This is a genomic window from Alteromonas sp. KUL106 (assembly GCF_009811415.1).
Classification (GTDB): domain Bacteria; phylum Pseudomonadota; class Gammaproteobacteria; order Enterobacterales; family Alteromonadaceae; genus Alteromonas.
Map to the genome: position 1 here is coordinate 85,937 of NZ_BLIG01000050.1, position 14,157 is coordinate 100,093.

9 protein-coding genes are annotated in these 14,157 nt (G+C 44.2%); 2 read left to right on the top strand and 7 right to left on the bottom strand.

What is annotated here, in order from left to right; all coding sequences use genetic code 11:
- Positions 1–15 precede the first annotated feature (15 nt).
- Both GVO63_RS17610 and GVO63_RS17615 read left to right on the top strand, forming a co-directional pair.
- The gene (locus GVO63_RS17610) at positions 16–813 is read left to right on the top strand and encodes a UDP-2,3-diacylglucosamine diphosphatase (protein WP_159581570.1); all 798 of its coding nucleotides are present in this window, start codon (positions 16–18) and stop codon (positions 811–813) included.
- 234 nt (positions 814–1,047) lie between these two features.
- Positions 1,048–2,766, top strand: coding sequence for a lysophospholipid acyltransferase family protein (locus tag GVO63_RS17615; RefSeq protein ID WP_159581572.1), 1,719 nt, complete (start codon positions 1,048–1,050; stop codon positions 2,764–2,766).
- Positions 2,767–2,872: 106 nt separating this feature from the next.
- Here the strand turns inward: GVO63_RS17615 and dapE are convergent, their stop codons facing one another.
- The 7 genes from dapE to tig form a co-directional block, all read right to left on the bottom strand.
- Complete coding sequence (gene dapE / locus GVO63_RS17620) at positions 2,873–4,072, bottom strand: succinyl-diaminopimelate desuccinylase (RefSeq protein WP_159581574.1); 1,200 nt, start codon at positions 4,070–4,072, stop codon at positions 2,873–2,875.
- 705 nt (positions 4,073–4,777) lie between these two features.
- On the bottom strand, positions 4,778–6,670 hold the full coding sequence (locus GVO63_RS17625; protein ID WP_159581576.1) for a SurA N-terminal domain-containing protein: 1,893 nt from the start codon (positions 6,668–6,670) through the stop codon (positions 4,778–4,780).
- A 309-nt stretch (positions 6,671–6,979) separates the two neighbouring features.
- Entirely contained in the window at positions 6,980–7,252 is a 273-nt protein-coding gene (gene hupB, locus GVO63_RS17630; protein WP_012518978.1) for a nucleoid-associated protein HU-beta, read from the bottom strand.
- Positions 7,253–7,574: 322 nt separating this feature from the next.
- Positions 7,575–9,926, bottom strand: coding sequence for an endopeptidase La (lon, locus tag GVO63_RS17635; protein WP_159581578.1), 2,352 nt, complete (start codon positions 9,924–9,926; stop codon positions 7,575–7,577).
- 498 nt (positions 9,927–10,424) lie between these two features.
- Complete coding sequence (gene clpX, locus GVO63_RS17640; RefSeq protein WP_159495452.1) at positions 10,425–11,699, bottom strand: ATP-dependent protease ATP-binding subunit ClpX; 1,275 nt, start codon at positions 11,697–11,699, stop codon at positions 10,425–10,427.
- Positions 11,700–11,773: 74 nt separating this feature from the next.
- Positions 11,774–12,403: an ATP-dependent Clp endopeptidase proteolytic subunit ClpP gene (clpP, locus tag GVO63_RS17645; RefSeq protein ID WP_159581580.1), complete on the bottom strand. Its 630-nt coding sequence runs from the start codon at positions 12,401–12,403 to the stop codon at positions 11,774–11,776.
- Positions 12,404–12,501: 98 nt separating this feature from the next.
- Entirely contained in the window at positions 12,502–13,806 is a 1,305-nt protein-coding gene (gene tig, locus GVO63_RS17650; protein ID WP_159581582.1) for a trigger factor, read from the bottom strand.
- Positions 13,807–14,157 lie beyond the last annotated feature (351 nt).

The following is a 14,157-nucleotide window of genomic DNA, read 5'->3' on the forward strand; positions in this document are numbered from 1 at the left end:
CTTTGGGAAAACGCTATGAAAAAGACACACTATCGTACGCTTTGGCTGTCAGATATCCATTTGGGGAATCGCGACTGCAAAGCCGAATACTTACTTTCCTTCTTAGATAGCATCACAGTAGACACTTTATATCTGGTGGGTGACATTGTTGATATGTGGCAAATGACCAAGCAATTTCGCTGGCCAAAGGCGCATAATCAAGTCATGCATAGATTCATGCAAATGAGCCAAGACGGCACACGTGTGGTGTACTTACCGGGCAACCATGACGAGCCAATTCAGTCTTATTCGGGTATGGCCTTCGGTGATATAGAAATAGAGCGGGAGCTGGTGCACACCACGGCGCTAGGGAAACGTTACTTAGTGTTACATGGTGATCAGTTCGATGGCGATGTGACCATGGGCAAATTCCATGCGTGGATTGGCGATAAAGGTTACGACCTATTGCTCTTTCTAAATCGTGAGTTCAATCGTCTACGGGCCTGGCGCAAGCGAGAATACTGGTCACTTGCGGGCTATATTAAAAAGCACATTAAGGGCGCGAATGAAGCTATCGCCCGCTACCGAGAAGCATGCTGTAAGCGCGCCGATGAAATGGGGCTTGATGGTGTAGTGTGTGGTCATATTCATCACCCTGAAAGCAGCGTTGAAAACGGCATTCACTACATTAATGATGGGGACTGGATAGAAAACTGCAGTGCACTGTCAGAAGATATGAACGGTAACTTATCCCTTATTCACTATCTTGATTCATTAGAGTCAGCCACCGTAACTCCAATTACCACCAAAACCTCTCGCTCAAAAGCAGCATAATATCATTGGACAAAAGGGGCTTTAACGGCCCCTGACTTCTTCGATTCGACAAGCGGACCGTTTATTTCAGACCCATCTATAAAGACTATGGCCTGTCGGTTCTACTGTACATCGAAGGTCAAAAGGCCTTAGTTACAACATTTTAACACTGTCAAATAACTGCCATTAAACTGTGTAAAAAGCGTCATATTGTCCTGCTATTGTTCGCCAACAACCGAAAGAGAAACAGGTTCTATGTTTACTGTAAACGACGTACTGAACAAGCATTATCCTCAAGTCGCGAACAACCCTATTTTGTTCAAATCGCTGTCTTTCGTATTAAGACACCTTCTCCACGAACGTGAAATTACCGAATTTGGTGAAACCTATCCCCACTACGAGGACATCGATTTCGTAGAGCAGGTACTGGAATATTTCAATGTCAGCTACTCAACTCGCGATGTAGAAAAAGAACGCATTCCGAGTGAAGGCAGAGTAGTGATTATTGCGAACCACCCTATTGGCTCTCTTGATGCCCTTGCGCTTGTTAAGCTGGTTAGTGAAGTACGTCACGACTTGAAAGTGGTCGCCAATGAAATGCTTATGGCCATTGAACCGCTTCACGATATGCTTCTACCTGTAAACAATATGCAGGGAGGCACCCCAAAACAGCATTTATCGGCAATTCAAAAACACCTTAACAGCGACGGCGCCATACTTATTTTTCCCGCAGGCGAAGTCTCTCGATTACGCCCACAAGGTGTTCGTGACACCAGATGGCACACAGGTTTTCTACGGATTGCACGGCAGGCAAAAGCACCGATATTACCGGTTTATATTGATGCTAAAAACAGCCCGCTTTTCTACGGCGTCTCCATGATATACAAACCCCTAGCTACCGCCCTGCTCGTCAAGGAAATGTTCAAACAGCGTAAGAAGCATTTGCCTATGCGCATTGGCGAACTTATTCCATTTGAAGCGTACCAGCAAACTAACATACCGCTAAAAGAGCAGGTAAAGCTGTTTAAGCGCCACTTATATCGCATTGGCAGCAACAAAAAAGGCGTATTTGAAACACAGGCTTCCATTGCCATGCCAGAAGACAGAAAAGAACTGGCCCGCGCTATGCGAGAATGTGAGCATTTAGGTGAGACGGGTGATGGAAAGTCTATTTACCTATACCAACACAAAAGCTGCTCACCGATCATGCGAGAGATTGGCCGCTTGCGTGAAGTGGCGTTTCGCGCGGTGGGCGAAGGCACGAATAAGCGCAGAGACATTGACCAATACGACACCTATTATTATCACTTGGTGCTGTGGGATGACAGCGATCTAGAAATCGTTGGCGCCTATCGTTTTGGTGATGCGGAACTTCTGACAGCGCAAGACCACCCTACCGGGCTCTACTCTGCCACGTTATTTAATTACGGCAAGAACAACGACAAACTCTTTAAAGAAGGCTTAGAGCTAGGACGAAGCTTTGTACAGCCTCGCTACTGGGGAAAACGCAGCTTAGATTACTTGTGGTTTGGTATTGGGGCATTTTTAAGCCGCTATCCAAAGTATCGCTATCTTTTCGGTGCGGTGTCACTCAGTAACGCCTATCCTGAACCCGCTAAAGATTTATTGGTACAATTCTATTCTACCTATTTTCCTGCCAAGTTTGGCGAAGCGACTTGTAAGCGTCCTTATCAAATGACGAACGATGCCTTGCATCAGTTCACAGGTAACGACTATAAGGCCGAATTTACGCAGTTAAAACATCTACTGGCTAACATGGGCGTTAACGTGCCTGCGCTGTATAAGCAATATTCCGAAGTGGCTAAAGATGGCGGTGTTGCGTTCCTTGGTTTCAATGTCGACCCTGACTTTAACGATTGTATTGATGGTCTGGTAGTGGTTGATATGCAAAGCCTTACCGAGAAGAAGCGCAAACGCTATTTAACCGACATTCAGCTTAAAGCCACAGCCTAAGCAAGAGGGAGCGTCTGATTAACGCTCCTTTCTTCAACGCTAGTGCTTTCCAATCTTCTTTTTTCTAATCTGCTTCTTTCCGATCAAATGGAAATATCAGAAGTTATCATCGGCCGCCAACACATTTGAGAATATCGGTATAGATATCTTCAAGGGTAAGTAAGTCAGACACATGAATATGCTCGTTTATTTGATGAATGGTGGTATTTGGCACACCTACTTCAACCACTTGTGTGTGCTCACTTGCAAAAAAGCGTCCATCTGAAGTACCACCAGATGTGCTGACCACAGGATAACGACCTGTGGCGCCTCTTATCGCCTTTTCTACACAGGCAATTAGGCAGTATTCTGCATTACTCTTGGGTTTGCTTAAGTAAGTTTCACAGGGTCTTGAAAAGCTCACTTGGGCTTCTGGATCAACGCTATTGATAATACTGCTTAGCAATGTTGACAAACCTTTTTGGTCAAACTGCCACGAATATCTAACATTAAACTCTACACGAACGGCACTAGGCACTATGTTATCGGTGAAGCTTCCCGTTTCCACGTGTGTTATTTGAAGCGTAGTGCCAGGAAAATCATCACTCCCCTTATCAAACGGGTGCTGTGTTAACGCGTTAATCACGTTACTCGCTTTATGAATAGCATTCACTGCTGTCTTGGGGTAGGCCACATGACCTTGCTTTCCTGTAATATGAATAGTGCCTGAAAGTGAGCCCCTGCGGCCAATCTTGATAGTATCGCCGGTTGTCGCAGATGCAGAAGGTTCGCCGGTTGTCGCAGATGCAGAAGGTTCACCTACTAGGCACATGTCAAGCTTAACACTTTTAGATGCTAAATATTCAGCTATCCATTTAGAGCCCCATTCAGCTTCTCCTTCTTCATCACTGGTGATTAGCCACCAGAAAGAAACTTTACTGCCATCTAGAGAATCAGTGGTGCGCTCTGTTGCCGCGAGCATGGCGGCGATACCTGTTTTCATATCAGCAGCACCACGCCCATATAGTTTATTTTGGCTAATTACAGGGCTAAAAGGCGGTGACTTCCACTTATCAAGGGGGCCTGGGGGCACAACGTCAGTGTGGCCGCAAAATGCAAAGTGATTCGGGCCCTGCCCCCACCTAGCGACGAGGTTACTCACACCATTAATCGTGTGCTTTTCACAGGAAAAACCAAGTTTTTCGAGCTTGTACATGAGGTAACTTTGGCAACCAGCGTCCTTTGGGGTAATCGACGCTCTTGCCATTAGTACTTCGGCAAAATGAATACTGCGAGCTGGCGCTACAGGTAAAGGCTGGATTGACATGCATAAAAAACCTTTATGAAATATGGGTCTATTACACAAATGTAAAGTGACACGCTAATAACAGATTTACGACAATGCCATGACAGCGGACAAAGTAACCTGAAGCTAAAAATGTTAAAGGATGACAACAAGGAAGGCGACAATGGTTGCTATAGCGACTAGGACTGGCTCGTTAAGATTTGTCTAAATCAACGCGCGTTGTTATAACTAGAACATAACTTACATAAAGGCATTGCTGTGTTAAAAATCATTGTTTTAATACCTCTTATTTTGTCACTACTCTGGTTTGGCTATTTACAAGCCAATAAATACACTCTGGAACAGGGCAAACAAGGGTTTCTTTATATATTCGTGTTGTCTGGTGTCATTGCGGCATTTTATACACTAATGCTGTTCTTAACGAACTAATACCAATCCGCATAGATATTTGCCCACTCAGAAGGCGCTGGCGAGTTTAAAATGTCCGTACTCTTTGTTGTGTCACCTTGATGTAGAACCACTATACCTGCGGTAACACGCCGCGATTACGAACATTTTAACTCTCGCTGAGTGGGTAATGATCTATGCGGATTGGTATAAAACGTCTCATATAAACAATAAGACACTCAGTTGAATGAAAAAAGCCAGCGTCTATCAAAGAGGCTGGCTTTTTAGTTCTTACTAATGCTGCTGCTAGTCGCAGCGACAGCTTTTTTGCAGCTGTGCTTATAATGTCTGTGAAATAGTCACGTCAGCATTTGCGCGAAGCGCGTCGATATATTGCTGATAAACGCGTTGACCTTGCACTTGAGCAAGACGCTGTCTAAGGCTTTCACCTAGCTCAGCTTCAAGTTCAGGTGCAGCATTTACGCCTTCTAGCATCACAACTGCAACGTCGCCATTAACTGTTGTTGCTACGTCAACCTTATCTTCACCTTCAAGGCCTAGTGAGAAAAGCGTGTCAACCAACGCACGTGCCAGCGTGCCACCTGATCTTGGCACCGCTGCAGCCGTTTGCCAAGCTACAGATTTTTCAGCTAGCTCGCCTTCAACGCTTTCTTCGGCACGTACTTTTTGAGCAATGTCAAAGGCCCATGCTTCTGCTGCTTCTTTCGCTTTTTCCGCTTTTACTGATGCTTCAATTCCTTCGCGAACCTCATCTAATGACTGAGTGCGCTGTGGTTGATGCTCAATAACGCGTGCAACAACAACCGTTTCGTCATCCAGTTCAATGATATCGCTATTAAGACCTTCTTCAACTAACTCTGAAGAGAAAGCGGTATCGAGTAAACCCGGTAAACTTAATTCAGCAGGCGCAGTGTTTCGGCTGAAAAGTACAGACTCTTGAACGGGTAGGTCTACCGCGTTAGCGGCATCTTCTAGTGTATCCGGAACTTCGAACGCAATTTCAGCAAGCGTATTTTGAAGTTCAAAGTACTTTTCCATTGCCGCGTCATAAAGAAGCGAATCGCGAATATCGCTGGCCACTTCATCGTATGACTTAACTTGTGCTTCTTTAATGTCTGTCAGCTTAATAATGTGAAAGCCGAATTCGGTTTCAACAACATCAGATATGTCACCAACATTCGCTAGAGCAAACGCAGCGTCGTTGAACGCAGGGTCCATCATTTCTGGCGTTATGAAGTCTAAGTCACCACCATTTTCAGCAGAAAATGTATCGTCAGAGTTCTCTTTCGCAAGTGCCGCGAAATCAGCTCCCGAATCCAATTCTGCTTTTAACGATTCCGCTTTTTCTCTCGCACCATCGACGTCGTCTCCTGACTCAATAAGAATATGAGACACACGGCGCTCTTCTTCGGTGCCGTAACTCGAAATATTATTGTCGTAATAAGTACGAACTGCCGCATCATCGACAGAAACACGCGCTTTTAAGTCTTCAACGCTTAATTTTATATAAGCTAGCTTGACCTTCTCTTCTGTATCAAAAGACGCGATATTATTGTTATAGAACGCTTCAACATCTGCATCAGTGACTTCAACAGAACCTGCAAATTCATCAGCACTGATCAACACGTATTTTGCGTTACGAGTTTGACGCTGCAGTGCATTCGCTTGCTGCACTTCGCCATCAAGGGCAAAGGATGAATTTGTTAGCGCAGCCGCCAACTGATTTTGCGTCATTTGAACACGTAAATAATCACGAAAATCTGCTACTTGGAAACCATTTTGACGAAGAATAGCTTGGAAACGTTCATTATCAAACTGGCCACCAAACTGAAACTCTGGCATTTCAACTATGGTTTCACGAATTTGCTCGTCACTTACGCGCAAGCCCATATCTGAAGCCTGTTGCTGAATAAGTTTCTCAGCAATCAGCCTATCCAAAACGTTTCTTCTGAAATCTGCGAGATACTGTTCACTGGAGAAAAGCTGAGCAATGCTCTCGCCATATTGTGATTCCATTTGTGCACGCTGATTTTGATATGCACGTTCTAGTTCTTGTGCCGAAATCTCTTCGCCATTGACCGTAGCTACCGCAGTAGTACCAGATGACGTGAGGTAACTACCTACGCCTGCGAATACGAAACTTAAAACGATAAGCGCAATAATTGCCATCGCCCAAGGGCCTTGAGAACCTTCTCTGATTCTTTCTAGCATGATTGTTCTTCAACTCCGTTGCTTACTACCGTTACCTCGCCCCATCACAAGCTGGTGAACGCAAGGTAAAATAAGCGCTGATTATACCCCAATGCCACCGAATATAAACGCTAAAACACACTTATTCTAACGCCTTTTATTTTGTGACGGCACGGCGATGATTAGCGTAAAACGCGGTTCGCCCTCGGGGTTCTTTCTGTTCTTAAATATTGAGGACAGGGTCACGACTTTGACCCCAATATTGAATTCTATCGCCTACAAATAAAAAAGGCGATGGACTAGCCATCGCCTTTTTTTTTAATTTTGTGCTTAGTTACAAGCGTCTTTCAGTGCTTTACCAGCTTTGAAAGATGGAACTTTCGCTGCTGAAATCTGAATAGTCTCACCAGTTTGTGGGTTGCGGCCACTGCGAGCTGAACGTTCGCGAACTGAGAAAGTACCAAAGCCTACTAGTGCTACTTGGTCGCCGTCTTTAAGTGCCGCAGTTACTGAGTCAGTGAAAGCGTCAAGAGCGCGGCCAGCAGCTGCTTTAGAAATGTCTGCACCAGCAGCGATTTGGTCGATAAGTTGAGACTTGTTCACAATTATGATCCCCTTCGATTGTTATTATACTGTTTGTCCAAAACGATTTTGAATGGACGTTATAGCAAGCTTGCTTGTTAACATCAAGCTTCTGTCACAATTAATTAACTTTATTAATGAATCGCTGCAATCCCTTTTGTGGCAAGGCTTCAAGCGAATACCACTTTAAGGTAACACAACTTTTGAGACTTGAAAGCCCTAATTTTAAAAAAATAGACTTTTCTTTTCGTCAACGCTCAATTTTTAAGCAATTATTGCAGTTTTATCGAAAAAATATGGCTGTACGCCTTTAAAATTAAAGGATTACAGCCACCACGGCCTGTTATTTTTTAACCACTTCAAAGCTCTCGACCGGCTCTTGAAGCGCAATATCGAGGACCTCATCAATCCACTTGACGGGGTGAATTGATAAATCCTTCTTAACGTTATCTGGAATTTCTTCCAAATCGCGTTCATTTTCTTTAGGTATAACCACGGTTTTAATGCCACCACGATGCGCTGCAAGTAGCTTTTCTTTGAGACCACCAATGGCTAATACTTCACCGCGCAATGTAATTTCCCCTGTCATTGCAACATCGCATTTGACCGGGTTTCCTGTTAATGACGAAACTAAAGCCGTACACATCGCGATACCTGCACTCGGGCCATCTTTCGGTGTCGCACCTTCAGGTACATGAACGTGAATGTCGCGTTTTTCGTAAAAATCGCTGTTAATGCGAAGCTTTTCAGCGCGACTTCTGACTACCGTCATCGCAGCTTTAATCGACTCCTGCATAACATCACCGAGGGAGCCAGTGGATGTCATCTTACCTTTACCCGGTACCGACGTCGTCTCAATGGTCAATAAATCACCGCCAACTTGAGTCCAAGCTAAGCCGGTTACTTGACCAATTTGATTGTCTTTGTCTGCTTTACCGTAGTCAAAGCGTTGAACGCCAAGATAATCTTTAAGGTTATCTTGTGTGACGACTACTTTATCTTTGCTCTTCTTAAGCAGTATATCTTTTACAGCTTTACGGCATACTTTCGACACTTCGCGCTCTAAGCTTCGAACCCCGGCTTCACGGGTATAATAGCGAATCATACCAATAACCGCAGAGTCGGTAATTTCAAGCTCTTTTGCTTTAAGCCCATTACGCTCCATTTGCTTACCAATTAAATGGTTCTTCGCAATGTTGAGTTTTTCATCTTCTGTGTAGCCAGATAGGCGAATAACTTCCATACGGTCGAGCAGTGGGCCCGGAATATTCATGCTATTAGAGGTCGCAACAAACATTACGTCAGATAAGTCGTAATCGACTTCTAGATAGTGATCACTGAAGCTGTTGTTTTGCTCTGGGTCGAGTACCTCAAGAAGCGCGGATGCAGGGTCACCTCGCATATCTGATGACATCTTATCGATTTCATCTAGCAAGAAAAGTGGGTTTTTAACGCCGACTTTTGCCATTTTTTGCACGAGTTTGCCTGGCAAAGACCCAATGTAAGTACGACGGTGACCACGGATCTCTGCTTCATCTCGCACGCCACCTAGCGCCATACGTACATATTTACGGCCTGTCGCTTTAGCTATTGACTGACCTAGCGAGGTTTTACCCACACCAGGAGGACCAACAAGGCACAAAATAGGGCCTTTGAGCTTTTTAACACGCTGTTGAACCGCGAGGTACTCAAGAATGCGTTCTTTTACTTTTTCAAGACCGTAATGATCTTCGTTAAGCACGCTCTCTGCTCGGGAGAGGTCTTTCTTGACCGGCGAACGCTTATTCCACGGAACGTTGGTCAGCCACTCGATATAGCTTCGAAGCACTGTGGCTTCTGCCGACATCGGAGACATCATCTTAAGCTTTTGAAGTTCAGCTTTCGCTTTGTCTTCCGCTTCTTTTGGCATTTTAGCGTCGGCAATCTTTTTAGACAGTGCCTCGAATTCATCAGGTGCGTCATCTAGTTCGCCTAACTCTTTCTGAATGGCCTTCATTTGCTCATTCAAATAGTATTCGCGCTGACTCTTTTCCATTTGCTTTTTAACGCGGGTGCGAATTTTCTTTTCGACCTGCAGCAAATCAATCTCACCTTCCATTAACGCCATCAGATACTCAAGACGTTCATTTACGCCCTGCATCTCTAGCACTTTTTGCTTTTCAGTAAGCTTAAGCGGCATGTGAGCGGCCATCGTATCAGCCAAACGCGCTGCGTCCTCTATACCGTTGAGCGATGTAAGCACTTCTGGTGGTATTTTTTTGTTAAGTTTGACGTAACCTTCAAACTGAGAAACGGCAGAGCGAATAAGGACTTCTTGCTCGTTTTCATCAATGCCTTCGTCGTCTAACTTGCCTACGTTGGCCACAAAGAAAGGCTCTGATTGCTTGTAGCTCTCTATTTCACCGCGGACACTTCCTTCTACAAGTACTTTTACTGTACCGTCAGGTAGTTTTAGAAGCTGCAGAATAGTCGCAATAGTACCCACATTGTAGATATCGCCTGATTCAGGCTCATCAACACCTGCATCTTTTTGTGCTACTAAGAAGATTTGTTTGTCATTCTCCATTGCCGCTTCAAGGCAACGGATAGATTTCTCACGCCCAACGAATAGGGGTATGACCATATGCGGGTAAACGACCACGTCCCGCAAGGCAAGCACAGGAATTTCAATGCGATTTTCACGCTCAACTGTCATACTTGTTCTCAATTTATTTGAAATGTCATTTTTATATGGGGATGCAAGAGCAAAGTTCAATCGAAACTTATTAAAGTGTGTTAATCCCTTTTCTTACTTTCCCTGCTCTAGGGCCTGTTGACCTATACTATAACCATTATCGATTTTTTCGTTTAAGGCAACACTTAACTGGAAAATCTAGCAGAAAGGATAGATAGGACGACTTTAAACGATTAAATATCATCCAAACACTCAATTTACCGTAATACCAATCCGCATAGAAAATTGCTCACTCAGAAGGCGCTGGCAAGTTTAAAATGTCCGTACTCTTTGTTGTGTCACCTTGATATAGAACCACTCCCCCCGCGGTATCACGCCGCGATTACGAACATTTTAAGTCTCGCTGAGTGGGTAATTATCTATGCAGACTGGTATAAGACTTTGTGCCTAAAAAATAAACCAATAGACGTTAAAAAGGTCCCGAAGGACCTTTTTAAACATGTTTACTAACGTAGCCTGTTACTCAGAGACTGCTTTCTTTTCATTACTGTCGTAAATCAAAATAGGCTTAGACTCGCCACGAATAACCGTCTCGTCAATGACCACTTTACTCACATCATCCATTGATGGTAGGTCGTACATGGTATCAAGCAGTACTGCCTCAACGATAGAGCGAAGGCCACGTGCACCGGTTTTGCGATCCATAGCCTTTTTCGCAATCGCGTTTAAGGCATCGTCACGGAACTCAAGCTCGACATCTTCCATCGAAAACAGCGCACCGTATTGCTTGGTAATTGCATTCTTAGGCTCACGTAGAATTTGAATCAGCGCTTCTTCGTTCAACTCCTCAAGGCTGGTTACAACCGGTAAACGACCAATGAATTCTGGTATCAAACCGTACTTCACTAGGTCTTCTGGCTCAACTTGCTTGAACAGTTCGCTAATTTGCTTGCTGTTGTCTTTAGACTTCACAGTGGCGCCAAATCCGATACCGGTATCTTTTTGTGCACGCTGCTCAATAACTTTATCAAGACCTGCAAACGCACCACCACAGATAAATAGAATCTTAGAAGTGTCAACTTGCAGAAACTCTTGTTGCGGATGCTTGCGCCCACCTTGCGGTGGTACAGACGCTACCGTGCCCTCGATCAACTTAAGCAGTGCTTGCTGAACACCTTCACCCGATACATCACGAGTGATTGATGGGTTGTCTGATTTGCGAGAAATCTTATCGATTTCGTCTATGTAAACGATACCGCGCTGCGCTTTTTCGACATCATAATCACACTTTTGAAGAAGCTTCTGGATGATATTTTCTACGTCTTCACCCACGTAGCCAGCTTCAGTAAGCGTGGTTGCGTCAGCCATGGTAAATGGCACGTCAAGAAGACGAGCTAGCGTCTCAGCGAGTAACGTTTTACCACTACCTGTAGGGCCGATAAGCAAAATATTACTCTTGCCTAACTCAACGCCATCATGAACGTCACCGTTGCGCAAACGCTTGTAGTGGTTATAGACCGCTACTGACAATACCTTCTTTGCATGTTCCTGCCCGATAACATAATCGTCAAGATGAGCATGAATTTCACTTGGTTTAGGTAAAGCGTCCTGCTTTTGCTTTGGCGCGATTTCCTTTATTTCTTCGCGAATGATATCGTTACATAACTCAACACACTCGTCGCAAATGAATACCGACGGGCCTGCTATTAACTTTCTTACTTCGTGTTGGCTTTTGCCACAAAACGAACAGTACAGTAGCTTGTTATCACCGTCACCGCTTTGCTTATCACTCATTACTTTTGCCTCTGCCTTACCCGAGCCGAAAACCAAAACGTGCTTCGCACTGACTCGGGTCTACTATAACTATACTACTTAGTTCCGGCTACGTCAGATCGATTTGCTAAAACTTGGTCAACAAGGCCGTATTCTTTAGCCTCAGTTGCGCTTAAAAAGTTATCGCGATCTGTATCGCGCGCGACTTTTTCATAGTCTTGACCGGTGTGGTCTGCCATCAGACGATTTAATTTCTCTTTGATAGACAGAATTTCTTTTGCATGTATTTCAAAATCAGACGCCTGCCCTTGGAAACCACCCAGTGGTTGGTGAATCATAACACGTGAATTGGGTAGACAATAACGCTTCCCTTTCGCACCTGCAGATAGAAGAAATGCGCCCATACTGGCAGCTTGCCCCATACATACAGTACTCACGTCAGGTTTTATGAATCGCATCGTGTCATAAATTGCCATACCTGCAGTAACGGAACCGCCTGGTGAATTGATGTACAAGAAAATATCTTTCTCTGGATTTTCAGCTTCTAAGAACAACATTTGAGCAACGATGAGGTTGGCCATGTGATCTTCAACTTGTCCTACCAAGAAAATAACGTTTTCTTTTAATAGGCGAGAATAGATGTCGTATGAGCGCTCACCTTTAGAGGTTTGCTCAACAACCATAGGAATAAGTGCATTCATTGGGTCAAACGGGGTATTAGTCATAGCTACCTTGATTATCTAGCGTTAAAAACAAAAATGCTCGGAAGGTTCCGAGCATTTAAGCAGTTGCTGACAAGTATTGTCAATCAGACAGTAAAAAATTACGCCTGTTTGTTCATAACCTCGTCAAAAGCTTTAGTTACTTCAGTAACTTTTGCTTGCTCAAGAACCCACTCAATAGCTTGCTCTTCAAGCGCAACGTTTTGCATTTGCTGCATAAGCTCTTGGTTATTGTTGTAGTAATCAATAACTTCTTGTGGGTCTTCATACGCTGAAGCCGCAGTTTCGATCATCTCGTTTACTTTAGCTTCGTCGGCTTTAAGTTCGTTCTGCTTGATCACTTCGCCAAGTAGAAGGCCGATTGATACGCGACGCTTGGCGTTATCAGTAAATAACTCAGCAGGTAGGTCTGGAAGATTCTGACCGCCACCTTGTTGGCTAAAGCGTTGTTTAGCTTGCTCGCGAAGTGCGTTAACTTCTTGATCGATTAGCGCTTGAGGAATTTCAATCTCGTTAGCTTTTACAAGCTTAGCGATAACATCTTCTTTAACTTGCGCTTTAAGCGTTTGGTTCAACTCACGCTGCATGTTCTTGCGAACTTCTGCTTTAAGCGCGTCAACACCACCTTCTTCGACACCAAACAGTTTAGCAAACTCTTCGTCAACTTTTGGAAGGTCAAGACCTTCTACTTTCTTAACTGTCGTTTTGAAAACTGCGTCTTTACCTTTTAGGTTTTCAGCGTGGTAGTCTTCTGGGAACGTTACTTCAATAGTCACTTCTTCACCCGCTTTCGCGCCAACAAGTGGCTTTTCGAAACCTGGGATCATGCGCTCTTTACCAAGCTCTAGTGCGAAATCTTCTGCTTTACCGCCTTCGAACTCTTCACCGTCGATAGAACCAACAAAATCAATAATTACTTTGTCATCTTTCTTCGCTTTACGCTTAACTTCTTTCCAAGTTGCGTGCTGCTTCTGAAGCGTTTCCATCATGTTATCTAAATCTTCGTCAGTAATCTCTACTACTGGCTTTTCGATTTCGATATCGCTAACACCTTTTACTTCTACTTCTGGGTATACTTCGAAAGATGCTGTGAATTCTAGATCCTGACCGTCTTCATCTTTGGTCAGTTCAAACTTCGGCATACCAGCAGGCTGAATTTTTTCTTGGATCACTGCTTGGTAAAAGTTTTGCTGCATAACATCGCCAGCAACTTCTTGGCGAACTGCTTGGCCGAAACGCTTTTTGATTACGCTTACAGGAACTTTACCTGGACGGAAGCCGTTGATGCGTTGTGTTTTTGCCAACTGCTGTAGACGTGACTTAACTGCTGAATCAACCGTATCAGATGGAACGGTGATAGTAAGACGGCGTTCTAAACCCTGGGTCGTCTCGACTGAAACTTGCATTATGTTACCTCAACTATACGCCTTTGCAGGCGTTTTGTTCTCAATCCCCTCTCCCGTCATGCAGTATTTGCATATCACGCCGGGGTAGAGGTCGTTAATCGACGTTTATACAATCAAAGTTAGGACACAAAGTTGTGCCAAAAAGCCAACCTGAAACAAACGTACTGGTTAAAAAAAGACGCGGTAGTATACAGCCGCACATTGCAAGAGTCGAGAGGCAAACACAAGTTTGTAACACGCATTTGAACGCATTTTAAACAAATAAAGGAACTATTGGTCGCTATCGCGACAAATAAGCGCATGTTGCAGTAAGTACTGAAGTGAACTGAAAAAGAAAATAAGAAGAAATAA

Excerpts from the sequence above, each read along its gene's own strand:
- GVO63_RS17610 (WP_159581570.1), top strand. The coding sequence starts at position 16 with ATGAAAAAGACACACTATCGTACGCTTTGGCTGTCAGATATCCATTTG.
- GVO63_RS17615 (WP_159581572.1), top strand. The coding sequence starts at position 1,048 with ATGTTTACTGTAAACGACGTACTGAACAAGCATTATCCTCAAGTCGCG.
- dapE (WP_159581574.1), bottom strand. The coding sequence starts at position 4,072 with ATGTCAATCCAGCCTTTACCTGTAGCGCCAGCTCGCAGTATTCATTTT.
- GVO63_RS17625 (WP_159581576.1), bottom strand. The coding sequence starts at position 6,670 with ATGCTAGAAAGAATCAGAGAAGGTTCTCAAGGCCCTTGGGCGATGGCA.
- lon (WP_159581578.1), bottom strand. The coding sequence starts at position 9,926 with ATGACAGTTGAGCGTGAAAATCGCATTGAAATTCCTGTGCTTGCCTTG.
- clpX (WP_159495452.1), bottom strand. The coding sequence starts at position 11,699 with ATGAGTGATAAGCAAAGCGGTGACGGTGATAACAAGCTACTGTACTGT.
- clpP (WP_159581580.1), bottom strand. The coding sequence starts at position 12,403 with ATGACTAATACCCCGTTTGACCCAATGAATGCACTTATTCCTATGGTT.
- tig (WP_159581582.1), bottom strand. The coding sequence starts at position 13,806 with ATGCAAGTTTCAGTCGAGACGACCCAGGGTTTAGAACGCCGTCTTACT.